Source organism: Virgibacillus sp. 6R (assembly GCF_001895305.1).
Lineage (GTDB): Bacteria > Bacillota > Bacilli > Bacillales > Amphibacillaceae > Virgibacillus > Virgibacillus pantothenticus.
This window is the reverse complement of sequence record NZ_CP017762.1, coordinates 3,764,621-3,790,386: the sequence shown is the minus strand read 5'-3', so window position 1 is coordinate 3,790,386 and position 25,766 is coordinate 3,764,621. Positions and strand designations below refer to the sequence as shown.

Sequence of the window (25,766 nt, the reverse complement as noted above, 5' to 3'; positions counted from 1 at the left end):
TTCTCATGTAGGCACTAGCGTGCAACTCTCTTTATCTGCTTTCTTTTTTTAGATTTACACAAATTTCCGGTTATAGTCCCAAAGTAAAAACAAGAGACCAGTTAGTCCAACAAGCTGCAAAAACAACTCCCACTTGCCAACCGTTTGCTGTCCGTAAAATATGAGAAATAGGCAAAAAAGAAAGAAAACAACCTTTGCACTTAATAAGATTTTATCCTTCATGAATAGTCCTCCCATACTATTTCACTTGCCTCTAACGTAACTTGACGTTTGTTTCCAGACCCATCATAAACATCAGTAATTTGCGTCTCTGTAGAGTTATTAATGATGGCATATTTTTTAATTTCTGGATAAGCATGTACTTCACAATGCACATTAGAAGCGAACCATTTTTTCATTTCTCCCTCTTTATGAGCAGCATAATACAAAGCTCGCAACAACAGTCTTGTATTCTCGTGACTATACGGTAAACCTGCAATATAAACGCCTCTACCCTTCCCAAAGGTTGAACTAGCTAGATGAACCCCACCATTCGAGTACTCGATAATTTCTGTTGCTTCGTTCAGAGCATAGATATGTTCCATACTTTCGCCAAAATCAAATGCTACTACATCTTCAGCAATAAAATGGTTCTCCGTTACTTCGGTAAAATATTTATTCGTCGATAAGCTAAAGCCCAATTCTTTATCAACTCCTAAAACATTAGCCAGTTGGAAATAGCGCCCTTCCTGATGATATGCAGTTGGTTCACCTATTCCAACGAATCCTCCACCTTGGTACACCCATTCTCGAAGGATAGAGGTTAATCTAACATCCTTCCATCTTTCTCCACCTGAAAATGCAGTACCTGCATCACCCGCATTAATAATAATATCCACATCATCTGGGACCCCGTTACCTATAACATCATCAAAGCTAATAAACGAGACATCCACAGCTGATCCACTAAGCGCTTCTAATACGCCCTGATAAGAATAAGCTTTTTTATACCATTTCCCATGAGCGACAATATGTGTTTGCCATGTTCGTAATTTACCCCACGCATTTAAGACAGCTACTTTTAATCCAATATATGGCTTGGTACCATGAATATTGTTATAAATCTCACGAAATTCATTAGTAACCTTTTCTACATAATCAACGAATTTAGGGAATTGATAAGCCAAGCTTAGATAGCCACCATAGCCGATTCGATCTAAAGGCTTGCGCATGAGTGCTCTGCGGGCTGTTAACCAATTTTCATTTGCCTCAATGACTGGGTCATTCCCCTCATAGAATGTGTCTGGGAAGAAATAGGGTAGAAATCTTCCTTCTGTATATTTCACACCAGGAATGTCGGCAATAATCCGCAGCGTTGTGCCATCTCCGACACTTCCAACGACTGCGTCCATTCCTATACTTGAAAAATAGTTGCCATAAGGCTCTGTTCCAATCCAATTATCTCCTAAAAACATCATTGCTTCTTTATTATGATCATGGACGATATCGACTAATTCCTTTACTTCCTTAGCAACAAACTGCTGGATAAAATCAATGTAATCCAAGTAAGCTTGGGAAGGAACACGGAAGGTCGTATTGTAATAGCCTTTGTCCACAATATCTTCCGGCCTTAGACGATAGCCCTTTTCCTTTGCGAAGGCTTCTAAGGCTGCAACGGAAACACTTGCACCATAGCCGAACCAATCAACGAATTTTTCTTTTCCTAAATCATTGAAAATAAGCGTAAAATGATAGAAAAACGTAGTGAAACGAACAACATCTGTGTCCGGGTTTTCCTTTAACCATTGCTGCAAATATTCTTTCACATACTTGTTAGAATGAGGTTGACGAACGTCAAACGGGATATCATGTGGCGTATCTCCCCAATCATTCGTGATGTGATTATACATCTGAGTCGGATCCCACTTCATATAAGCTAGGAAAGAAACGGTATATTCGTGCCACGGAAGAACTTGTTTAATGATTACGCTATTTTTTTCTTCATTTACTTGCCAATGATCAGGAGAAACGACCTCCCCAGTTGACCGGTCTATTACTTCCCACCACACCTTTGGATCATGCATATAATCAGGCTCGATTTGCTCCTCAAAATAGCCTTTCAGAAATGGAATTTCCAAAGTGGTTTCCGTTGCCGTGTAAAATTGCGACATTAAATATAACTGTTGCATTTCCTCTAGGTGCTGCTTGGCAAAATCATTATGGTTCCGTGCTACAAAATACGTGGTATAAATCTTTGCATCCAATTGTTTTATCTCATCATCCAGCTTCGTCCCATCACTATCCCGGATTGCATCTGCCCCCCAACGCTCCATCAATTCCTTTGTTTCTTGTAAAAAATTTTGCTGACTTGGTAATGTTACTCTTCCTGTTGATTTTTTCACTTTTGACACCTATCCTTTCACTCCGCCAACTGTCATTCCTTGTGTTAAACGTTTCTGCACCATAATATATAAAATTAATGTAGGAAGCATGACGATTACCATACCTGCATACATTGGTCCATAGTTAACTGCTGAACGCTCAGCAGCCATCAAATTCAACAAGCCTACTGGCAATGTTTGATTGCTTGCTGGCATTAACGTCAATGCTAATATATATTCATTCCAAAACAATAAAAAATTAAATAAGATGACGATCACGATACTAGGTGCTGCCATCGGAAGCATAACGGAAAACATCGTCCGATAATAGCCTGCACCATCGATGCTTGCTGCTTCTTCAAAATCAGCTGGAAGCGTTTTGAAATAGCTGGATAATAAATAAATCGTAAACGGTAAAGCGGTTGAAGCATAAATCAATGCCAACATAAACCTGTTATTTAGTAACAGATCATTTCCTAACATAGCTTTTAAACCCGTATCCCAGTCTAACAGCATTAAGAAAATCGGCACCGCAATATAACTAACATTAATGAACAATCCTGCTTTGACGATAGAATTAATCAAACGATTTCCTCTAAACTCGAATCTGGATAACGCATAGGATGCTGGTAAAGCTACTAGTAATAAAATGAGTAAAGCCATTGCTGTAACGAGTACCGAATTTAATAAGTACTCACCCATTTGCGCTTCTTGAAAAGCTTCGACAAAGTTGGCAAGATGAATTCCTTCTGGAAGTGACCAAGGACTGCCATAAAACTCTTTATTTTGCTTAATCGATGCTAAAAACACCCATGCGACTGGAACAATAATCGAGACTGCCAATGTTATTAATGCAACATAGATAAATACCCTCATTAGCCCATCCAGACTAATTTTTTTTGAGTTTTTCATTGTCCATTCGAACCTCCTTAATACTCTAATACATCTCGTTTCGTTATCCTGCTGACAATCGATGCTAACAAGAAGGAGAACAGAAATACAATAACCCCTATAGCCATTCCGTAACCAAACGTAGAGTTGCCATATGCCTGATCATACATGTACGAAAGAAATACTTCTGTTGAACCATCAGGTCCTCCGCCGGTCATGGCTTTCACTAGCAAAAAGCTTAAATTAATCGTACTAATAATAAAGAAGGTTAGCGTTGTTCGAATGTTGTTCCAAACTAAAGGTAAGGTAATACTGGTAAACTGTTTGATTTTACTCGCTCCTTCTAACGAAGCTGCTTCGTAAAAACTTGGCGGGATAGCCGCCATACTTGACATATACATCACCATATAATATCCGATCGCTTGCCAAACTAAAGCTGCAGCCAAGCTATAAATTACAATTTTTTGATCCCCTAACCACATTTGCTGGAGATTTTCCAGGCTAAATATATCTAAAACACTATTTAATAGACCGCCGGACGGATCATAGACTGCTGAAAAAATCCCTGCAATAACAACAATTGATAAAATATTAGGGATGTAAAAAATGATCCTGAAAAAATTTCCGCCCTTTACGTTTTCTTTGGTTAAAATGGCTGCAAAAAAAACGGCAAACGCAAAGGTCACAATAGCTACGACGACGATAAGAAAAATAGAGTTTTGAAAGGAACGAATAAACGTCATATCATTCCAAAGCAATTTAAAATTATCGAAGCCAACAAATTGCTGCGTGTTGGAAAATCCGCCCCAACTATAAAGCGACATACGAAAAACTTCAAATGTTGGCATAAACATGAAGACGATTAATAAAATTAGCGCCGGCGCAACGCAGACACCAATAAATACCTGACGTGATTTCGATTTGCTCATTTTCTCACCTCTCTCCAATACAAAACTATGAAAGTATGGTTAATCATATTTCGACATTAACATTACAACTATCACAAGCAGAACGCAGATTTTTTAGTGTGTTATTTTCCACTATAGAAAACAGTTCTTATCAGCATTTTTAACTATTTCTAAAGAGGTAGCTCTATTTCAGTAATACGCTATCTCCAAAATAGTATTAGCTTTGTTTATAACGTTGTGTACATTGAAATGAACCAATACGGGCAACCCCTCCCTATAATGCTGTCATTCTTAACACATTGATGCTGAGGAAGAAGGGCTGCCCATGATTACTCTAAATAACTGCTCGTTTTCTTTGTTACGAAGTGAGCGAGTATGCTTTATATCTGCTCACCGTTTTCATAAATTCACATACAATGGAATGCTGTTAATTCATAGCTGGTCTTAACTTGTCACTTACTTCTTCCATTTTCTTCTGCCAATCTTTATACGTCATATCACCACTTATAACACTGTCAATACTTCCGTATAATGTGTCACCCATATTTGCACCAGGAACTGGTTTCGTTGATGCAAAAGTTCCCATTGCTGGAAGTACGCCTTCAGCATCATAAATGCTGTAGAAAGTTTGTTTTTGACCGCTTAATTTTTCCGTGATGTCTTTAATTGGCTGTACAGCTCCAGCTTCTAAGAACGTATCCGCTGCTTCATCGGAATACATATACGCGATAAACTCTTTTGCTGCTCCTTTATTTTCTGCTTCTTTTGGAATCCAAATTTGTTCAAAGAAAGTAAATGCATAGCGGTTGCCACCATCTTCAAATGCCGGAATCGAAGCCATTCCCCATGCAAAGTTTTCTGCTCTTGGAGCTTCTTTCATCTCATCGACAACCCAGTTACCATTTGGCATAAACAAAGCTTTATTGTCTAACACAAGCTGCTGATTTTTGGTGAAATCATTTGGATTTGCATTTGCTACTGTATTTGGATGCACATATTCTGCCAATTTTTCAACCGTTTCTAATACTTGTGTCGCTTCTTTAGATTCCCAAATGCCATCTTCATATGTCATAGCCGAACTATAAAAATCAGTTCCACCAGCAGCATACAACATCGAACCGATTAATGTATCAAAATAGTTACTTGTTGGATACGTGAATAAGGCAATACCTTCTTCTTTAGCCTTATCTCCTAATTCCCACATTTCATCCCATGTTTTTGGAACTTCCCAGCCTTTTTCTTCAAATAGACCTGCATTGTAGAATAAACCTGTAGGGCTGTAGAACATAGGAGCTAAATAAGTTTCTCCATCTGCATAAGGATTTGTAGCAAGTGTGTCTGTAAAGCCTTCTAATAATTTTTCATTTACAGTAGTCTCTTCTCCAGGTACTTGCATATCTAATACGTCGGTGATGTTTTCTACTCCATCTTCTTTAATTAAAGTTTCTGTTAGAGCTTCTTCTCTGTTTGTAGCTAACAATAACACATCTGGATAGTCCCCAGCCTGCATATTTGGTCGTACCACTTCTTCCAGATTCTTTTCGATTTGTAATTCAACTGTTACATCTGGATTTACTTTTTCATAGGATTGGACAATGTTTTCCCACATTTCTTTACCATAAGCAGATTCTAACGCTGCTACATGTAAGGTTGTTTTTTCGCCGCTGTCTTCTTTAGCCTCTGACTTATCTCCTGCTTGATTTTTATTTGAACACGCCGTCAAAGTAAAAATAACGAAAATAATAGAAACAGTTAATAAAAACTTCATTCTTTTCATAATTGAAGCCCCCTGTTTTAAGTTAGTTTTCTTGCTTATCTTTATCGTACAGATATTAAAACGCTTTCACAATAAACATGTTGTCTACTTTTTTAGGTTTGTTGCTTTTTATAAGTGACTCCTATAAAATCACGGTAGCAGATGAATATATGTAAACAACAAGGATGAATCGCCTTATTACTAACGCTTGCTTTAACACGAGGCGGAAAATCGATTACACATACTGAAACATTTCTTTTATGACAATGAAGATTTTCCAAAATAAACCCCTTACAAAATTTTTAAAAATGGTGTTCAATAGTAATGGAAACACTTGTTTACTATTTCACGTAAAATACTTCTCTAGAAAGGAGGTAGAAAAGAGTGTCATATGAAGTCTATCAAATCAAAGATTCCAAGCATGAAAAGCCACCATTTAAACTTCTATATATTACGCATTCCAAATACGATAAAGGCTGGCATAGTACACAGCATACGCATCATTTTTCCGAGCTGTTCTATATTGTGAAAGGGAAAGGCTCATTTGTACTTGTTGATCAAGAGATTCCGATTAAAGAAAATGATTTAGTCATTATCAATCCAAACGTCGAGCATACGGAGAAATCCAACTTGCATGATTCACTTGAATATATTGCTTTAGGAATAGAAGGCCTATTCTTTAGCAGTGCGGATAAGAGAAACCATCTAGGATTGTATCGTTTTCAAGTGGATCGAAACAATATCCTGTTTTATTTAAACAGGCTATTAGAAGAGATACAGTTATCTAAAGAAAACTATGAAATTATTTGCCAAAACATTATAGAAATCATGATTATTAAACTTCAAAGAGACAAAAAGCTTACTATTAATCAAACAGCGTCGCCGAACATTAATAAAGCTTCCGCATTTATTATGTATTATATTAACCAGAATTATCGCGATAGCATAACATTGGATAAGCTGGCTGAGGTCGGGCATATAAATAAATATTATTTAGCACACACATTTAAAAAGGATATGGGAATATCCCCAATAGAATATTTAAACCGTGTGCGAATTAAAGAAGCAAAGCTTATGTTAGAAACGACAGATTATTCTATTGCTCATATTGCTGCCTTCACTGGCTTTTCATCGCAGTCTTTTTTTACGCAAGCGTTCAAACGGTTAACGTCGCAGACCCCATCGAAATATCGGAAAGAAATGAGAGCGAATTCATAATTGGATGATGGATACTTCCCAATTAACAAAAAACAAAAAAGAATAGATTAAAAGGGGGCACTCTTGCTGGTCTCAAACACCAACGTACATGCTGCTTTATAATGGTGGTTCAATAGTTTAAGCGGACTTTTCAAAGAAACAGCTAAAGCTATTGAACCTTACTCTTTTGAGTGATACCGGCAGCACGTCACTATTCCTACCGAAATTACCTAACCTATTCCAAATCTTATTCTTTAGGAGCTTGAGGTCTTAACATCTTATGTAATGGAGTAACTTTTTTTAAAAAGCGATATCTTATGATTTTTCTAATCCTTCAATTAATCAATTAGAACTCTACATTTTCACATTCAATCTTTCTCATTGTTGAGTAAGTACCAGAGGACGTTTATAACTTGTTAAACATAAGCACATTTAAACGTCCTCTATACTAAGTAGTCATTTAAATATATTGGGTAAATTTACCACAACTATATTATTATCATTCATTTTCACAGAGTACATTGACTATTATGCATATTATTTTATAATGTATTTGTAAAAAAGACATAAGCATAAAGTGAATTTCCAATCTATGGGGCGTTCCTCACGAATTGTTAGTACCCATCAGGGTGTAGCTAAGGTTCCTAAAAGAATCTCGAGCATTTAGTTGCTATTATCTCCCTCTTCGACTTATTCCAGTATAGATTATCCCACTCTTTAAGTGGGAGCTTAGCACCATATATAGGGATAAAATAGAAAAACCGCATAAAAGGTGGTTACCCCCGAAAGTTAGCGTGAAAATGTCTATCTTTCGGGGGGAAACCACTGAAGAAACTTTGATTTCAAGCGGTTCATTATTTTTATTGTTTAAATAGATATTTTTCGCCAGATCATACAGTTATTCTTTTGTCATGAATAACTACTTCATTTATCTCTATTCCCCTACAGTTTCAATTCGTAAATTATCCAGCATAAATGTACCTTCTCCAGTATCACCATTTAATGATGTACCGTCATTAAAAATCCCGATATACGTTTGGTGATTATCTGACCCTTTCACGGTAAAGGTTACTGTTTTTGTATCGGTTGCTGACGATAATTTTTCATTTACTTGAAGCCCCTCGACTTGACTGATGTCACGAACATCAATCGCCTCATTACCAGAGATAAATCGATAAGAATGTGCTGTTGTTTGATAATCAAACGTCACTTTATACGTTTTTCCAGCTTCAAAATGAAAGTTTTGTGGTATGGTACGATAGACGAGACCATTATTACCAGTATTCACTTTCAGCGACCCATTTCCAGCTAGCACATCATCGACAACCTTTTTGCCTGCCCAGCCCTTTTGCGTATATGGAGCATGGAGTTGGGATAGATGCACACGATTATCTTCTACCCCTTCTGTATTACCTACGACAAATGGGTAAATCCCTTGGACAACTGATTCGAAATCTTGCTCAAATATGGTTGCAGATGGGCGGTTATCCAAGCTTTTTTGGACAATGCGAATATCATCAAATTTCGTAATTCCTTCTCCAGCTTCTCGGCTTAAGATCAATTTCGCAGATGATTTTTTCGCTGTAAATGCTACTTGCATGCGCTGCATTTTACTATTGTATCCATCATTAGTCGCATGAGAATCAGCTTTCACATAGTTCTTCTGCAAGCTCCGATACGTATAATTAGACGCTGCTTGCTTACTGCCTTCAATTTGAATACCCGCTTTTACATCACTATTATTTTCTACATAAACTTCTGCAACGTAATCTTTACCAGGTTGCAAATCAATGATTTTTTTCGTTACTTGGGAATCTTTTTTTGGATCGGTAAATTGTAAATAATAATCACCACTACTAAGATTACGTCCACTACCCATTTGCTGTGTACGCTTCACATCAACAGCCTTTTTATCGCCATAAATCTGCGTATGTTTACTTTTTAATGATCCTGAATTAAAGGTTGTATCACTAACATGTGCAGCTTCACTCCACTCTTTAACTTGAACACCTTTTGTTTGCTTTGCCTCAAGAACATACGGCGTTGCTGGCTCAGCGTTTAATGTGATCGTATTATTTTTAACTTGGATCTTTTGCTTTTTCGCTCTGCCTTGATCGGTTAATTTATAAGCATATATCTTAGAAGCATGCTTATATTCATCTGGCAGCTTCCACGTCGTTTTACCTCCTTCCAAATTCCAATGATACAATTTCTTTGAATCTGGTGTCAGAGTTTCGAAATCTTGCTCTATCCAAGGCAATAGATATGTGTGACCATCCAAAACAACTTGACCGTTAAGCGTAATAATTCGTTCTCTGGAGTTGTCCTTTCTCGTTACTTTTACTATATCGCCGTTGCTAGGATCATTTAAAGTAATTTCTTTTTCTAAGTTCGTTTTTGTAGGATCGCCATTTGTCGTTTCCCAGTTCGTTACATAGTATTTTTGTAAAAATTTAGTCGGAACGTTTGTATCAAATGTCATTTTAATGAATTGGTCAAAGTTTTTATCGGATTGCCATCCTTCAAAGCCAGCTAGTTCAAAGCCACCAAGCAATGGATGATCTGCTGTTCCACCAGCTTCTGGCCAATTCAATACCCACGAATCCTTTTGATGGTTGCTAATAAACCGAAGCACTTCTGAATTAATCCCTTTATCAGTTGATCCACCGTAATTTTTATCAGTAGCCCAATGCTGCCAGGTTGAATAATTGGCAATAGATGTTCCAAATTCTGTCGTCATTCTCCAGCCTCGATCGGCAAATTGCTCAGCTACTCGATTTGATTCCCATTGATCCTGATACCATACATCCAAATAAATAAAATCTAAATTTGGTACATTTTCTTTAAGTTCATCTAAGCGCTTCGCTCGTGAACCGGTGTATAGATCTTTTAATTTATCAATCGTGTATGACTGATCTAACCAGCCCCACCCTTTTGCATCTGGTCCATTAATGAGTGCTTCACTGAACGATTTTGCTTCAGGATAAGCTTCTTGGGCATTAATATGCACTCCAAAATCAGCATTGTAATTCTTTCCTTCTTTGATAAGTGTGTTGATATCTTTTACACCACCCATCTTTTCTCCAACATCGCCGTAATCTGGATGGCCGCTATCATGTCCTTCGTTGGCATAGCCTTTTAATAAAACTGCTTGTCCTAGCCCATCCGTTGCTAATGCAACTTTTTTCACATTATCCAATGTTTTTAAAAAAGGCTGTTGAGCGTGAGAGCCGAAATTCATCGCAATTCTGGTTCCTACTGTATTATTAACCGTTTCAGCACCTTCTACCTCGGGAAGTAAATCTCGGTATTCAATCGCTGCATCCTCCCAGTTAACTTCATTATCTCCATTGATATTTTCTGCGATGACCACTTTAACTGTTGGCGTATTAGAAGAAGGTTGCTTCATAAAGTCGCGATGGTAATATAAAGTATTTGAACCAATTCCCACTACCTTGTTACCGTTCTCATTTTCATAGTGACGTGCGATAAGATTTCGATAACCATTCACTTCTGAGCTCGACCATACGCCTGCACTAAGTTCATTAGTGGACAAAAATGCAGTGTAGTATCGAGCCTTCGATCCAATACCTTTCATTGCAGAGTCTACTTTTACAGTAACATCTCCTGACTTTGTTACATCACTGCTTAAATTGGTTAGCTTTGCCTCTGCGTCTTTTTGTGTATCATTTACAGAAATAAAATTTAAATCGGCAAATTCTATTGTTTCAACATTGACATCTGTTTTGGAATCCACTTCCTGTACTTGATAAATAACTTGATTATCGTCTACTTTTAATGAGAGTTTCATCTTAACGTCAATATCCTCATATGCATCTTGTACATGAAGTGAATAAATGGCTTCATTATTACTTACCTTTTCAAACTGCACTTCTGGATAGTAAAGCATGCTATTTATCTTTAATCCATATACAGGTGTTTCTTGCCCATGCATGATTTTTCCGTCTACGTCATATTTGACCACTCGAGGATATACCTCATCTACAAATACATTCATATAGTCTGAGCGTAACGTTTCTAATACAGGTTCTTCACTCGGTGGCTTTGGCGGCATATATTCTTGAATTTTTACATTTGATATCGTTATATTTGCCTCACCACGACTTTTTTCAAAACCTAGTAAACCTGGAGAATCTACGCCTTCTGGTTGTACCCAGGAACCTATTTTTTCACCATTGATATATAAACTTGCTGTATCATCGATAAATTTAACACGAAGTTTATATGCTTTATTCGCTTTCAATGGTAAGCTGCTTGTCATAGAAGTCCATTTGTTAGCTGGACCGAACACTTCACCAAAATACTGATCATTGTCATCTCCAGTCCCAACATACGTATAAGCAGAAGCATCTTGAACCCGATAGATAAAGCCAAAACGTTTTAAGTCTGTATCGGCTGTAATATCTGCCTCAAAAATACCGTCCTTTATTGTAGGCATATTATCATAGACAATTTTGTTTTTTTGGTATGATGTTACACCGTACGTTACAGATCCATCACTGTTATACGTAAGCGTTCCATCTCCTTGCAAAACTTCAAAATCCCCTTCTTCTAGCTTTGTATCTGTAATCTCAACTGCTTCAGCTTCCCGATCAACATCAGATGATTTGTTAGTTTCTTCAGCCTTTTCATCTGTTCCTGTATCCAATTTTTGAGCCATAACGCTAGATGGATAAATACCTGTTAACCCTGCAAATCCCAACATCAACACAGTAAGAAAAATAACTAGTTCCTTTTGCAAACTTTTACCCAAAATAACCAACCTCCTTCAAGTGTCTATGCTGTGTACTAGTACTAAGTTAAGCCTATTCTTAATAAAACGCTTACACAATAGGAATGTTGTTTGATTTTTTATAAATATTGTTTTTATCTGAAAAAACTAAGATTAAAGAACTAGCATATAATCCCTTCCAGTCCAAAAGGATTATATGGATTGTTGCTAATATTTACTGCTAGTAGAGCAAATTTTTTCACATATCAAATGCGAATTTTTCGCAGAGAAAGTATAGCTATTTCATGAAATGAATCTTTAAATAGCCCGATTTTTTTCTTCATCTTATAGTTAGATTCGTTAAAGCAGCTTGACTCGCAGTTGGTGCCACCACAAGGTTTTATCTTTTAGTATGAAAAGGCGACTTCTACAGTTATTTTTATGCAGTTTCCTATCTTATAAAAAATCGTGTACTTGTCTAAAACAACCTGACATGTACACGACCGAATTTCAAAATTGATTTATATTAATTTTCATATCCATTTGGATGACCAACATGCCAGTTCCAGGCATCTTGAATAATTTTAGTGATTAACGTGCGCTCGGGATTCCAGCCTAATACGCTTTTAGCTTTTTCCGAGCTAGCAATCAATGTACTCGGATCACCAGCTCGCCTTTCACCGATTTGCGCAGGGATTACTTTACCTGTTACTTCTCTTGCAGTATCAATGATTTCTTTTACCGAAAATCCTTGACTGCTCCCTAAATTGAATACATTACTTTCTCCGCCGCGTTGCAAGTAATCCAAAGCAAGCAAATGGGCAGCAATTAAATCTTCTACGTGAATATAATCACGAATACATGTACCATCTTCCGTATCATAATCATCCCCAAAGATGGTTATATAATCACGCTGTCCTAAAGCTGTTTGCAACACAATTGGGATCAAATGCGTTTCCGGTTGATGATCTTCGCCAATTTCTCCAGTTTCACGGGCGCCCGCCACATTAAAATATCTTAACGATACATAGTTTATTCCATGCGCTTTTTCTGTCCATTTCATCAGCTTTTCCATCGTTAGTTTCGTTTCCCCATAAGTGCTTGTCGGATTGGTAGGCATGGTTTCAGTTATTGGAACTGCTTCTGGTTCCCCATATGTAGCAGCTGTAGATGAAAAGACAATCCGCTTCACGTCATATTCTGTCATGACTTGTAATAAAACTTGTGTACCGTACACATTATTATCAAAGTATTTCAAAGGTTTTTCCATCGATTCGCCGACAAGGGAATTGGCAGCAAAATGAATAACAGCCTCAATAGATTCTTTAGCGAAAACCGTTCGTAAAAAATCCTGGTTACGGATATCCCCTTGATAAAATGTGGCCTTTGGGTGAATCGCTCCTTGATGACCGGTTTCTAAATTATCTACAACAACCACTTCTTTACCTTTATCGATTAATTGATATACCGCATGAGAGCCGATATAGCCAGCGCCACCTAACACTAATATACTCATCCTCATTCTCTCCTTTTGTATGGAATATGTGTTCAAAAAGGAAGCTAAACCATTTAAAAAGTTATCATACTTTTTTCTTTATCATACGAATGTATCGCATAGCTTTTGATTATTAGCCTTTTTTTACCTTCATCCGTTTAATTTAATCGGATTTTGAACACCTTACTTGAAGTACACGTTTTCATTATAAGTCTTATTTATAGATATTTCACCTATATCCTACATCGCTTTAGCGTCTACAAACAAGTTATTTCCTTATTTATATTAGAATTATTTCCGTTTGCCTAATAACAAAGGTATACAGAGCGCTGTTTAACCGCTTATTTTTACAAAATAACTATCTTTTTACACATGTTCAAACCCCCATTTTAAAAAATTGCTTCTAATTCTCTGTTTGATGCATATATATCATTGGGTGCAGAAGTAAAAACAGTAAAACAAAATGAAGGAGGAATAACGCATTGCCAAACACCATTTGTAAAAGAAATATCACCATGAACATAGAAGACATTTGGAGATTTATCAGTGATCTTAATAACTGGGCACCATTGGTCCCCGGATATGAACAACATAAAATGATCGATCATAAAAAGTCCATCTGGGTTTGTAGAGGAAAAGTCGGAGCAATTCAAAAAACCGTTCATTTAACTGTCACGATTACAGAATGGACGGAGCCGAACAAGATTGCTTTCACATTATCTAGTAGCAATAAACAGCTTACAGGCAAAGGAACTGTTTGTGCAAACAAGCTGAGTAACAGCGAAACAATTATAATTTGCTCACTTACGATTACTGCAAAAGGCCTAGCCGGGAAAATAGTGAATGGTTCTTTGCGAGCGTTTTTACCAAAATTAACGAGCCATTTCATCGATAATATGATACACCAAATGCAAACAAAAAAGCCATCTTCTATTGCCTATTCCCTATAAAGTGAATCTTCCAGCAGTGGGGGGTTTTCATTCATCTCACGGCTTGTTGGTAGCCCAAGAGTATGACCTAAAAGACGCTTACGAAATAGGGTATTTAGGTGCTGTTATCTTCTAGGCTTGTTTCAGTACAGATTACCCATCTCCTGAAGTGGGAGTCTTACAGCACCTTATAAAACTACAGTAAGTGAAGAATCCAGTGTAAGTTTAAATTCGCAATGGTTCAGCCGTGACAGACTATCATACAAGTTCAGTTCGTCCATATTTTCTTACCTTTCTATGAACCAAAGTCGACAGTCTATATCCTTCATGTTAGAATGATATCCGTGTTACTTTGCTTTTTAAAGAGAGGGATTTATATAAATGACGACAATTACAAAAAAAATGAATCCAACCATACTCGCGTATTCACAAATTATTATTGGTGCTACACTGGTAGGTTTAGCTTATAATATCTTTTTACTACCAGCTAAATTAGCAGCAGGCGGTATATCTGGTGTTAGTACTATTCTTTTTGAATTGTATCAAATTAGCCCTGCTACGGTTCAATTTATAATTAATATTCCGATCTTTGTTATCGGCTGGATGGCGTTAGGAAAAGATTTTAGTTGGAAAACGTTAGTAGGTACATTTTGGGTTCCGTTCATTATCTGGTTAAGTGCAGATATCCCAATAACTTTAACAAATCCTTTACTTAGTGCGCTCTATGGCGGGATTATGCTGGGCACTGGCTTAGGCATTGTATATAAAGGGAATGGCTCGACTGGTGGTACAGCCGCTATTGCGCAAATTGTAAAGAAGTTCACGGGCTTATCCAGCGGTTACTCCCAATTAATCGTTGATGGCTTAGTAGTCATTTCTTCTATTATCGTATTCAACTTAGAATTAACACTGTTTGCCTTAATGTGTATTTATATTACAAGTAAAACGATCGATATCGTTCAGCTACAAACATCGGCTACAAAATTGATCATGGTTATTACGGATGACGAAGAACGAATTCAATCACTGATTCGTAAGGAACTGGATCGAGGTTTAACAAAAGTGCGATCGATTGGTGGTTACTCTGATAAAAAGAAGACAATGATTCTGTGCGTTGCTGAACAACAAGAAGCAGTTCATTTAAAAAAGATTCTGCAACACGAAGAAACCGATTCGTTTGTCATCTTCTTAAATGCCTCTGAAATATTGGGTCGGGGATTTTCTCTTGATAAGTATTATGGGCAGAAGCTTTAGCCCAAGATAAAGCTGAAGAGACCTGCGGAAAGCGAAGTATTTTGACATAGCGATGATAGAAATTTTTTTAATGGAAATAAGCCGAACAATGATAAATGTATTGTTCGGCTTTTGCTATATAGTATTTGCTTATGTCCCAACCTCGGCGTTTGTTTTTAACCGCTCATGTGACTTTCACTCTGTCATCCGGTTTATTATGAGTGAACAAGCTCGCGGTTGGATAATTTTTCAGCTAGCTGTTGTATTTTAGGCATGGTGCTAATATCCATATTTCCGCCACTCACAACGACCCCACAATGTCGGGATTTAATCTGCTTATTATGGGCGAATAAGGCAGCAATTGCCGCGGCTCCCGCTCCCTCCATTAATGTTTTATTTCGCTCAAGCATATAAACAATAGCTGAGGCAATGGCTTCGTCTGACACAGTTACCATATCATCCACATATTCTCGAATGATTGGTAACGTTCGTTCACCTGGTTTTTTGACTGCAATTCCCTCTGCAATGGTATAAACAGAGTGAAGATTTTCTGTTCTACCAGTATGATAACTTCTATAAATAGCGTCAGCCCCTTCAGCCTGAACACCAATAATTTTCATGTTGCGATTTACATGTTTTGCTGCAACAGCGATTCCGCTAATTAATCCACCGCCACCTACTGGAACCAATATAGTATCAATGCGATCCTCTTGTCGCAATAATTCCATCGCAATTGTACCTTGACCAGCCATGACATCATAATCGTCAAAGGGGTGAATGTATTCAGCCCCTGTCTGCAATTGATGCTGAAGAGAGGCTTCATACGCTTCTTGAAAAGTTTCTCCAGATAAAACGACTTGGGCGCCATAATTACGCGTTGCATTTACTTTTGCTAGTGGTGTTTTCTCAGCCATAAAAATGGTTGCTTTTGCCCCTAACTTAGCAGCCGCATAAGCTACTCCTTGAGCATGATTTCCAGCTGAAGCAGTGATAACACCTTTATCCAATTGTCGTTTCTTTAACTGCATTAATTTGAATGTGGCACCTCTAAATTTAAAAGCACCTGTTTTCTGCTGGTTCTCCATTTTAAAATAAACATTTTTTCCTAAATAGTTATTTGTCGTTTGTGATGTTAATAAAGGTGTTCGATGAACAAGCGGAGCAAGTCGCTGCAACGCATTATATACCTTTTCACCTGTTAAGCAATCCCCAATTTCCCCACACTCCTTATTAAGGCTGTCATTTTCCTCTTTTGTAAGTTTCATTTTAGCTCATACTTTTTTTCATACTGCGCAATTTTTTCTTCGTGTTGTAGAGTTAATGCAATATCATCCCAACCATTGATTAATTTTTCCTTATGATAAGAAGGAATTTCAAATGGATAGACCATATCTTGTTCGGTGATTTGCTGGTTTTCCAAGTCTACATCTAATGTAAATGCTTGCTGCTCGGCTTTTCTCATCCACTGATTCACCTGCTCTTCGGCAACTCGGATAACAATCATGCCGTTTTTTAAAGCATTATTATAAAAAATATCTGCAAAACTCGGCGCTATAATAACTCGAAAACCATAGTCTAACAAAGCCCATGGAGCGTGCTCCCTTGAAGATCCGCAACCAAAATTTTCGCCCGCTAGTAAAATCGATGCATGTTCGTAGCGTTTATCATTTAGATTAAAGCCTTCACGCAACTTTCCATCATCATCAAAGCGCCAATGATAGAAAAGATATTGCCCAAACCCCGTTCGTTCAATCCGCTTTAAAAATTGCTTGGGAATAATTTGATCGGTATCGACATTGGTTCGGTTTAAGGGATATACCAATCCCTTATGCCTTTGAATGGCTTCCATTGCTTCCCCTCCTTCTTCCGTAAATTTTCACTGCTCCAAATGCCTGATTTGCTCAAAGCTATCGGACATTACTCTCATAGTTTCATATGATTAAAGTATCTTTCAACCGCAGGGGCTTTTATCCCCCGTCGCTGGTTAGTACCGCGAGCGTACGACCTATAGATACTGAACAGCATCGGGCATTCGACTTGCAGGTAGATGCTCTATTTATCCTGCCAGGTTTACCTCTATAGCATGGAAGGGCAGTAGGTCTTCCTGCCGTTACATGCCGGATAAACGAAAACGCTGGGCAATTGATTAAGACAGCCTACTACCAATGAAGGTAGCAGCTTCCTACAGAAGTTTCCATTTTATGAAGTGATTTTCGCACTTGCATAATCACGCACATCTACAAAGTGCCCTTCAATGGCTGCTATGGCTGCCATCTCCGGACTGACAAGATGAGTCCTAGCTCCATTTCCCTGTCTGCCTTCAAAATTCCGATTGGAGGTGGAAGCGCAACGCCCGCCTGGAGGAACAACATCATCGTTCATAGCTAAGCACATGCTGCACCCGGATTCACGCCATTCAAATCCTGCTTCCTGAAAAATTTTGTCAATTCCCAGCTTCTCTGCCTGCAATTTTGTACTGAATGAACCTGGTACAACGATCGCACGAACTTCTGGATGCACTTTTTTTCCTTTTACAATGGAGGCCGCTTTTTGCAAATCGCTTAACCGAGAATTTGTACACGAGCCGATAAAGACATGGTCAATATGAATGGATGAAATAGGCTGATTCTCAGACAATCCCATATAATCAAGCGCCCGCTTTACATCTTCAGGGTATGCTGCTTCATCTATCTTCGGAGTTGAACCACTTACAGGAACACACATAGAGGGATTGGTTCCCCATGTTACTTGCGGCTCCACTTCATCTCCTCGGATGCTCACATAATGATCATACTCTGCTCCATCGTCTGTAGCTAACGAGAGCCATTGTTGGGTTATTTTCGTAAATTCCTCTCCTTGTGGCACATGTGCTCTTCCTCGCAAATACTCCACCGTCGTTTCGTCAGGGCTAATCAAACCTGCACGTGCTCCTGCCTCGATCGACATATTGCAGATCGTCATCCGCCCCTCCATGGAAAGATTTCGGATCGCTTCACCCGTGTATTCCATAACGTAACCCGTCCCGAAACGAACACCAAACTTAGCGATAATTGCTAAAATTAAATCTTTGGCAGTGACACCTGAACTCAAATCCCCCTCTACATGAACATTTAATGTTTTTGGCTTCTCCTGCCATATCGTTTGTGTTGCTAATACATGCTCTACTTCACTCGTGCCAATTCCAAATGCAAGTGCACCAAAAGCACCATGTGTTGACGTATGACTATCCCCGCAAACAATCGTTTTCCCTGGTTGCGTTAAGCCTAGCTCCGGACCAATTACATGGACAATCCCCTGATCAGGATGAAACATATCCGCTAAAGGAATATTATGTTCCATACAGTTACGCCGCAATGTTTCCATCTGTTTACGAGAAACTGCATCCTTAATAACATCCCTATTCTTCGTTGGCACATTATGATCCATCGTGGCATATGTCAAATCTGGACGCCGTACTTGTCGATTATTTATTCGCAGTCCTTCAAAAGCTTGCGGTGAAGTCACTTCATGGATTAAATGCAAATCAATATACAACAAATCTGGTTTCCCTGTTTCCTGATGAACGGTATGCTGCTCCCAAATTTTCTCGATAATCGTTTTTGCCTTTGTCAATTTCCCACCTCCTCTACGTTATGCATAGGAATTACAAATACATTTTGATGCTTCATTCGTTGCTAAGTTTCCAATTACCAAGTCTGTCATTTCCTCTGTACCGACCACAGTACCATTTTTAATCATTAAATCAGGTGTATGGTAGCCCTGTTCAAGTGTCGTTTGAATGGCATTTTCGATCTCGTCTGCTTCCTGTTCCATCCCAAAGGATTGACGTAGCATGGAACTGGCAGAAAGAATCATGCCGAGCGGATTTGCAATCCCTTTTCCAGCAATATCAGGTGCAGAGCCATGCACAGGTTCATATAGACCTACCCCGTCAGTTCGAACACTAGCGGAAGGGAGCATGCCTAATGATCCAGTCAGAACGGACGCTTCATCACTTAAAATATCACCAAACATATTTTCCGTGACGATGACATCAAATTGTTTTGGATTCGTAATTAACTTCATGGCTGCGGCGTCCACAAGCAGATGGTTAACAGTGACATCCGGATACGCTTTGCTCTTTTCTTCCACAATCTCTCTCCACATCCTGCTTGACTCTAAAACATTCGCTTTATCCACAGAGGTTACATGTTTCCTTCGTGTTTTAGCGGTTTGAAAGGCTTTATCAATAATTCGCTCTATCTCTTCTTGGGTATAATATAACGTATCAACGACAGCATTTTCTTCCGGGATTCTTTTTTTCGGCTCACCAAAATATAAACCACCTGTCAATTCACGAATAATGAGAATATCACTCCCATTAACAAGTTCTTCCTTTAATGGGGATGCATGAAGTAACGGACTAAACGCTTTAATCGGTCGTAAATTGGCAAATAAACCTAATTCTTTGCGAATACCCAACAACCCCTTTTCTGGACGTTGGTCTCCAGGAAGTAAGTCCCATTTTTCACCTCCAACTGCACCTAGTAAAACTGCATCTGCTTTTTTGCAAGCTTGAATCGTTGCTTGCGGCAATGGCGATTGATCTTGATCAATCGCAGCACCTCCTATAAGCTGCTCGGAAAAGGTAAATTGATGGTTAAAATTTTCCGCAATCGCTTGTAGGACACGTACAGCAGACTTCATAATTTCTTTGCCAATTCCGTCACCAGGAAGAACAACAATCTGCTTATTCATACATCCTTTCCCCTTTTCTAATGAGATTTCACAATTTCTTTCTTCCCTGCATTCACCCGTTGAATAATATATCGATTCACTGCATTTAAATATGCTTGCACGGAAGCTTCCATCACATCTTGTGCTGAACCTCTGCCATTAACGGTTTCTCCATTAACCTTTAGTTGAACACGTGATTCTGCTAATGCATCTTTTCCGCCGCCAACAGAGTTAATCTGATAATCAACTAATCTTGTTTCTTCCTCGGTCAGTGCTTCTAACGTTTTATACAATGCTTCTACACTTCCTTGACCCGTACATGCGGTTTTTACCTTTTTTCCCGAAGGTGTTCTTAACTCAATGGCAGCTGTCGGGATATTATTTGATCCATATTGCAGTTGAAACATTTCCAACGAATATTTATCCACTGCAGACGTATTTGTCTGGATTTCAGTTACAATCGTAAAAATATCATCATCGGTTACTTCTTTTTTATGGTCAGTTAATCGCTTAAACGACTCAAACGCTTTTTTAATATTTTCCTCTGATAGCTCCATACCTAGTTCCTTAAGCTTATCTTTAAAAGCATGACGACCGGAATGTTTTCCTAAGAACAACGTATTTGCATGGACACCTACTAGTTCAGGAGTAATGATTTCATACGTGGAAGCATGCTTTAACACGCCATCCTGGTGAATTCCTGATTCATGTGCAAACGCATTTCTTCCAACGATCGCCTTATTTGCTTGGATATACATTCCTGTCAATTTTGCCACCATATCACTGGTTCTTTTAATTTCTTGTAATTTCAAGTTCGTTTGATACGGATAAAAGTCGGAACGAATCTTTAGAGCAACAGCAATCTCTTCCAAGGAAGCATTACCGGCTCGTTCCCCAATACCATTTATTGTTCCTTCAATTTGTGTTGCCCCATTTTCAACAGCAGCAATTGAATTCGCAACTGCCATACCAAGATCATTATGACAATGACAAGAGAGTATAGCTTTATTGATATTTGAGACATTTGAGCGAATAAACTGAAACATATCTCCATATTCTTTGGGCGTTGTATAACCAACTGTATCTGGTAAATTAATAACTGTAGCCCCAGCATCAATCACTTTTTCAATGATTTGTGCTAGAAAGCTCCAATCAGAACGTGAAGCATCTTCTGCTGACCACTGTACTTGTGAAAATTTTTCCTTTGCATAAGCAACCATTTCTGTTGCTGTTGCAATCACTTCATCAGGAGTTTTTTTCAGTTTATACGTCATATGGATGGGTGATGTCGCTAAAAAAATATGAATACAAGGTTCATCTGCCCCTTTTAACGCTTCCCATGCAATGTCAATATCGGATTTCACTGTCCTTGCCAAAGCAGTGACGGAGGTGTTTTTAATCGTATCAGCAATTGACTTAACTGCTTGAAAATCGCCTTCAGAGGAAGCAGGAAATCCTGCCTCCATCCGATCAACGCCTAAGCGCTCTAACTGTTTCGCGATTTCTAATTTTTCCAATTTGTTCAAATTGACACCAGGTGACTGTTCGCCATCTCGAAGTGTGGTATCAAATATGTTAATTCGTGACATGAACATTCACATCCTTTTGTTTATTTTGCTTCGCTTGTAACGGTTCTGAAACAAAAGGCATTAATGCTCGTAACTCCTTTCCTACCTGTTCAATTGGGTGCTGATTCTCTTTTGCATTAATTGCATTAAACTGTGGACGATTCGCTTGGTTCTCTAAAATCCAACCTTTAGCAAAAGCACCTGTCTGAACATCATGCAAAATTTCTTTCATTCTAGCTTTCGTTTCTTCGTTCACTACGCGTGGACCTGATACGAAGTCGCCCCATTGAGCCGTATCCGAAATCGAATAACGCATGTTTTCCAAGCCACCTTCATAAAGAAGATCAACGATAAGTTTCATCTCGTGCAAGCATTCGAAATAGGCTACTTCTGGCTGATAACCTGCTTCCGTTAATGTTTCAAACCCCGCCTTAATTAAGCTAGTAACTCCTCCACATAGTACTGCCTGTTCGCCAAAAAGATCCGTTTCTGTTTCTTCTTGAAAAGACGTTTCTAACACCCCAGCTCGAGCCGCACCAATTCCTTGCGCATAAGCCAAAGCAATTTCTTTTGCTTTTCCAGAAACGTCTTGATAAATGCCATAAAGTGCTGGAACTCCTGCTCCTTCTTCATACGTACGGCGAACTAAATGCCCTGGTCCTTTCGGTGCTACGAGAAATACATCGACATTGGACGGCGGTACGATTTGACTAAAATGAATGTTAAACCCATGTGCAAACGCAAGTGCATTTCCAGCTTGCAAGTTTGGTTCAATGCTTTCTTTATATACAGCTGTTTGCAGTTCATCCGGTAACAGGATCATAACTACTTCTGCCTGTTTTACAGCCTCAGCTACGGAAAGGACAGTGAACCCATCCTCTTCCGCTTTTACTTGAGACTTCCCAGGTCTAAGTCCTACAACAACATCAAAGCCGCTTTCTCTTAAATTCAGCGCATGGGCATGACCTTGTGATCCATATCCGACAATCGCAATTCGCTTATCCTTCAAAACCTCTGTGTTTACATCCTGCTCATAAAGTACTTTTGACATGTTTGTTTCCTCCCTTTAGTTAAATCGTAAATGAATTCAGTTCTGTCACTTGCGCTGGCTGCTGTCCACGTAAAAATGCTGTCACACCTGTTCTTGTTAATTCTTTAATTCCATATGGTTTTAATAAAGAAATAAGTGCTTCTACTTTGTCAGGTCTTCCTGTTACCTGAATAGTTAAGCTATCTCTGCTCACATCGATAACGGAAGCACGAAACGGTGTAATGATTCCTTGTATTTCTGCTCGTAACTGCCCGCTTCCAACGACTTTAATTAATGCTAATTCTCTTGCTACAATTGCTTTTTCCGTAATGTCAGAAACCTTTAGTACATCGATCTGCTTATTTAATTGCTTTGTCAGCTGTTCTAGCTTCTGATGATCCTCAATTTCCACAACGAACGTCATTTTAGAAACTCCTTCTGTCTCTGAGGCACCTACAGAAATACTTTCAATATTGAATTGTCGCCTATACAGCATACCTGTAATTCGATTCAGCACACCACTTCGATTCTGCACCGTTGCTGTAATAATTCGCCTCATTTCCTCACCCCGATCATTTCGTGGATTCCCTTGCCAGGGGCAATCATTGGATAGACAGACGTTTCCTGTACGACACGACAATCAACTACAACAGGACCATCGTACGTTAACGCTTCTTGTAGTACTTGTGGTACATCTTTTTCTTTCTCCACACGCATACCACGGATACCATAGCTATCGGATAATTTGACAAAGTCTGGATTTTCCATAAATAGCGATTCCGAGTAACGTTTTTCATAAAAACTTTCCTGCCATTGCCTCACCATCCCTAAAGCCTGATTATTAACGATGATCACTTTCACCGGAAGCCTTTTTTCTTTTACTACGGACAACTCTTGAAATGTCATTTGAAACCCGCCATCCCCGACAATCGAAACAACTAATTCTTCTGGAGCTCCGAGTTGTGCTCCAATTGCTGCCGGAAAACCAAAGCCCATTGTTCCGAGCCCACCTGATGTAACCCAACGATTTGGCTTTTCAAATAGATAATACTGTGCTGCCCACATTTGATGTTGCCCAACGTCCGTAGTTACAATCGCTTCCCCGTTTGACAGCTGATGAACTTGTTCAATTAACCACTGTGGTGAAATAAATCCTTCCGATCTGTCGTACCAAAGTGGATACTCCCTTTGATATGTTGCTAAATGATCACGCCATGATACTTGATCGCCTGGTTCTGCTGAAGTTTGAAGCAATGCTTGTAAAGCCTCTTTCGCATCTGCTACAACTGGGATTTCCGTTGATACGTTTTTACCTATTTCCGCTGGATCGATATCAATATGGGCTACTTTAGCAACTGGAGCAAAATGATTTAAATTACCAGTCAAACGGTCGTCAAAACGAGCGCCAATATTAATTAACAAATCACATTCGTAGATTGCCATATTAGCTGCGTAAGTCCCATGCATACCAGCCATTCCAAGCGATAGTTCGTGTGATCCGGGAAAACTGCCAAGTCCTAATAATGTATTTGCTACAGGAAGTTTAAATTTTTCCGCAAACGCAATTAATGGTTCACTGGCTTTTGCAAAAACGACTCCTGCACCTGCTAATATTAATGGTCGCTTAGCTTTACTTAAAGCTTCGGTAAGCTTCGTAATCTGTAATGGATTCGGTTTTTTATTTGGTTGATAACCAGGAAGTACAAAGTGATCATCGTACACAGCATCAGAAAGCTGGGATGAAATATTCTTTGGTATATCAACGACTACAGGACCTGGTCTGCCAGTAGATGCAATATGAAATGCTTCCTTAACAACTTTTGGTAACTCTAATAAATCCGTTACTTGATAATTGTACTTCGTAATTGGTGTGGTGATTCCCATGACATCCGCTTCCTGAAAAGCATCCGTTCCGATAACGCTGTTAGCTACCTGGCCTGTAAAAATGACAAGAGGTAAAGAATCCATCATGGCATCCGTAATTCCAGTTACTAAATTGGTGGCTCCTGGACCAGATGTCGCAATCACAACTCCTGGCTTCCCGGTAACTCGAGCATACCCTTCTGCCGCATGAATGGAACCTTGTTCATGACGAGAGAGAACATGCTCAAATGGAGCATTACTGCGATAAATAGCATCATAGATTGGTAATACAGCACCACCCGGGTAACCAAAAATGGTATCGACTTCCGCTTTAACTAAAGCATCAATTAACACATCAGCACCTGTCACTAAATTTTTTGTGCTTTCCATTTCCTGCTTTGCCTCAACTTTCACTGCTACGTGCCTCCTTTGATCAGAAATGAGTATAAGAAAATCCGGCTCTATGTTTAGAGATTTTCGGATTATTCAAATATTAACATCACTACTTTTTGACAGAACGAGTAGATCCTGCTCTAGTTTGGCTTACTAATTGGGTGGGAAGACCAAAATAACAAAAAACGCCCTCCTCCCCCTATGTCTGCAACATTAATTACAGTGTTTGGGGAGAAAAGCGTCTGCTATTCACGGTACCACCCAGATTTTTAGCATCCTCACGAATACTAACTTAGCGAGTTCAATGGTTATTGTAATCCTTAACTACATAACCTAAACTCATTTGGATAACAGGTACATATGATGTTGCACCTGGCTGGCCTATTAAGTCACCCGTTCAGTCCAGCACTCAGAGATGATGTCAGAGTATATTGTATTTCCGGGCTTCCAGCAACCCCGGATCTCTGTGAATACAGCGCTTATACTCCTTTTTTCCCTTCATCGCGTTCCGTAATTATTCATAATTTCTTTGAGACATTGAATTTTAAAAATTGCCGTTTGTTTAAATTTTTTATTTTGATATTGCCGTTAATAATATACTGTTTTTATCATTGCGTCAACAGATTTTTTAAAGTTTTTTGATATTTGGCATTTGAATAACTTATTGTATACGCTTACAGCATTGTTAATCATCG

18 protein-coding genes are annotated in these 25,766 nt (G+C 38.7%); 3 read left to right on the top strand and 15 right to left on the bottom strand.

From position 1 onward, the window contains the following. Nucleotides 1-54 precede the first annotated feature (54 nt). The 5 genes from BKP57_RS22545 to BKP57_RS17105 form a co-directional block, all read right to left on the bottom strand. The gene (locus BKP57_RS22545) at nucleotides 55-222 is read right to left on the bottom strand and encodes a DUF6903 family protein (RefSeq protein WP_169770799.1); all 168 of its coding nucleotides are present in this window, start codon (nucleotides 220-222) and stop codon (nucleotides 55-57) included. Further along, nucleotides 219-2,381: a 1,3-beta-galactosyl-N-acetylhexosamine phosphorylase gene (gene gnpA, locus BKP57_RS17120; protein WP_072742466.1), complete on the bottom strand. Its 2,163-nt coding sequence runs from the start codon at nucleotides 2,379-2,381 to the stop codon at nucleotides 219-221. The genes BKP57_RS22545 and gnpA overlap by 4 nt, the downstream gene beginning before the upstream one ends. A 9-nt stretch (nucleotides 2,382-2,390) precedes the next feature. Next, entirely contained in the window at nucleotides 2,391-3,272 is an 882-nt protein-coding gene (locus BKP57_RS17115) for a carbohydrate ABC transporter permease (RefSeq protein WP_072742058.1), read from the bottom strand. Nucleotides 3,273-3,289: 17 nt separating this feature from the next. Next, nucleotides 3,290-4,180 carry a carbohydrate ABC transporter permease gene (locus BKP57_RS17110; RefSeq protein ID WP_050352138.1) on the bottom strand — a complete coding sequence of 297 codons (891 nt, stop codon included), beginning with the start codon at nucleotides 4,178-4,180 and terminating at the stop codon, nucleotides 3,290-3,292. Between the two features lie 406 nt (nucleotides 4,181-4,586). Next, nucleotides 4,587-5,936: a carbohydrate ABC transporter substrate-binding protein gene (locus BKP57_RS17105; protein WP_072742057.1), complete on the bottom strand. Its 1,350-nt coding sequence runs from the start codon at nucleotides 5,934-5,936 to the stop codon at nucleotides 4,587-4,589. Between the two features lie 363 nt (nucleotides 5,937-6,299). Here BKP57_RS17105 and BKP57_RS17100 point away from each other — a divergent pair, with 363 nt between their 5' ends. Next, entirely contained in the window at nucleotides 6,300-7,133 is an 834-nt protein-coding gene (locus BKP57_RS17100; RefSeq protein WP_050352136.1) for an AraC family transcriptional regulator, read from the top strand. A 913-nt stretch (nucleotides 7,134-8,046) separates the two neighbouring features. Here the strand turns inward: BKP57_RS17100 and BKP57_RS17095 are convergent. Together BKP57_RS17095 and galE are read right to left on the bottom strand one after the other, a co-directional pair. Continuing rightward, entirely contained in the window at nucleotides 8,047-11,886 is a 3,840-nt protein-coding gene (locus tag BKP57_RS17095) for an endo-alpha-N-acetylgalactosaminidase family protein (RefSeq protein WP_072742056.1), read from the bottom strand. Nucleotides 11,887-12,370: 484 nt separating this feature from the next. Continuing rightward, complete coding sequence (gene galE, locus BKP57_RS17090) at nucleotides 12,371-13,360, bottom strand: UDP-glucose 4-epimerase GalE (protein ID WP_050352134.1); 990 nt, start codon at nucleotides 13,358-13,360, stop codon at nucleotides 12,371-12,373. 461 nt (nucleotides 13,361-13,821) lie between these two features. On the opposite strand from galE, the gene BKP57_RS17085 reads away from it, so the two are divergent. Together BKP57_RS17085 and BKP57_RS17080 are read left to right on the top strand one after the other, a co-directional pair. Beyond that, nucleotides 13,822-14,289, top strand: a complete 468-nt coding sequence (locus BKP57_RS17085) for an SRPBCC family protein (protein ID WP_050352133.1) — start codon at nucleotides 13,822-13,824, stop codon at nucleotides 14,287-14,289. A gap of 360 nt (nucleotides 14,290-14,649) precedes the next feature. Continuing rightward, nucleotides 14,650-15,522 (top strand): YitT family protein, encoded by an 873-nt coding sequence (locus BKP57_RS17080; RefSeq protein WP_232231211.1) that lies wholly within the window; start codon nucleotides 14,650-14,652, stop codon nucleotides 15,520-15,522. 194 nt (nucleotides 15,523-15,716) lie between these two features. Here BKP57_RS17080 and ilvA read toward each other — a convergent pair whose 3' ends face one another. From ilvA to ilvB, 8 genes are all read right to left on the bottom strand, one after another. Then, complete coding sequence (ilvA, locus tag BKP57_RS17075; RefSeq protein ID WP_072742055.1) at nucleotides 15,717-16,766, bottom strand: threonine ammonia-lyase; 1,050 nt, start codon at nucleotides 16,764-16,766, stop codon at nucleotides 15,717-15,719. Then, nucleotides 16,763-17,350, bottom strand: a complete 588-nt coding sequence (leuD, locus tag BKP57_RS17070) for a 3-isopropylmalate dehydratase small subunit (RefSeq protein ID WP_050352132.1) — start codon at nucleotides 17,348-17,350, stop codon at nucleotides 16,763-16,765. Before leuD ends, ilvA begins: the two co-directional genes overlap by 4 nt. A 350-nt stretch (nucleotides 17,351-17,700) precedes the next feature. Next, a complete protein-coding gene (gene leuC, locus BKP57_RS17065) occupies nucleotides 17,701-19,113 on the bottom strand; it encodes a 3-isopropylmalate dehydratase large subunit (protein ID WP_072742054.1) in 1,413 nt (470 codons plus the stop codon). Nucleotides 19,114-19,131: 18 nt separating this feature from the next. Continuing rightward, on the bottom strand, nucleotides 19,132-20,238 hold the full coding sequence (gene leuB / locus BKP57_RS17060; RefSeq protein ID WP_072742053.1) for a 3-isopropylmalate dehydrogenase: 1,107 nt from the start codon (nucleotides 20,236-20,238) through the stop codon (nucleotides 19,132-19,134). A 17-nt stretch (nucleotides 20,239-20,255) separates the two neighbouring features. Then, the gene (locus BKP57_RS17055) at nucleotides 20,256-21,806 is read right to left on the bottom strand and encodes a 2-isopropylmalate synthase (RefSeq protein WP_050352129.1); all 1,551 of its coding nucleotides are present in this window, start codon (nucleotides 21,804-21,806) and stop codon (nucleotides 20,256-20,258) included. Next, the gene (gene ilvC, locus BKP57_RS17050; protein WP_050352128.1) at nucleotides 21,793-22,836 is read right to left on the bottom strand and encodes a ketol-acid reductoisomerase; all 1,044 of its coding nucleotides are present in this window, start codon (nucleotides 22,834-22,836) and stop codon (nucleotides 21,793-21,795) included. The genes BKP57_RS17055 and ilvC overlap by 14 nt, the downstream gene beginning before the upstream one ends. Before the next feature lie 19 nt (nucleotides 22,837-22,855). Beyond that, nucleotides 22,856-23,374, bottom strand: a complete 519-nt coding sequence (gene ilvN / locus BKP57_RS17045; protein WP_050352127.1) for an acetolactate synthase small subunit — start codon at nucleotides 23,372-23,374, stop codon at nucleotides 22,856-22,858. After that, a complete protein-coding gene (gene ilvB, locus BKP57_RS17040) occupies nucleotides 23,371-25,092 on the bottom strand; it encodes an acetolactate synthase large subunit (RefSeq protein WP_072742052.1) in 1,722 nt (573 codons plus the stop codon). The genes ilvN and ilvB overlap by 4 nt, the downstream gene beginning before the upstream one ends. Between the last annotated feature and the right edge of the window lie 674 nt (nucleotides 25,093-25,766).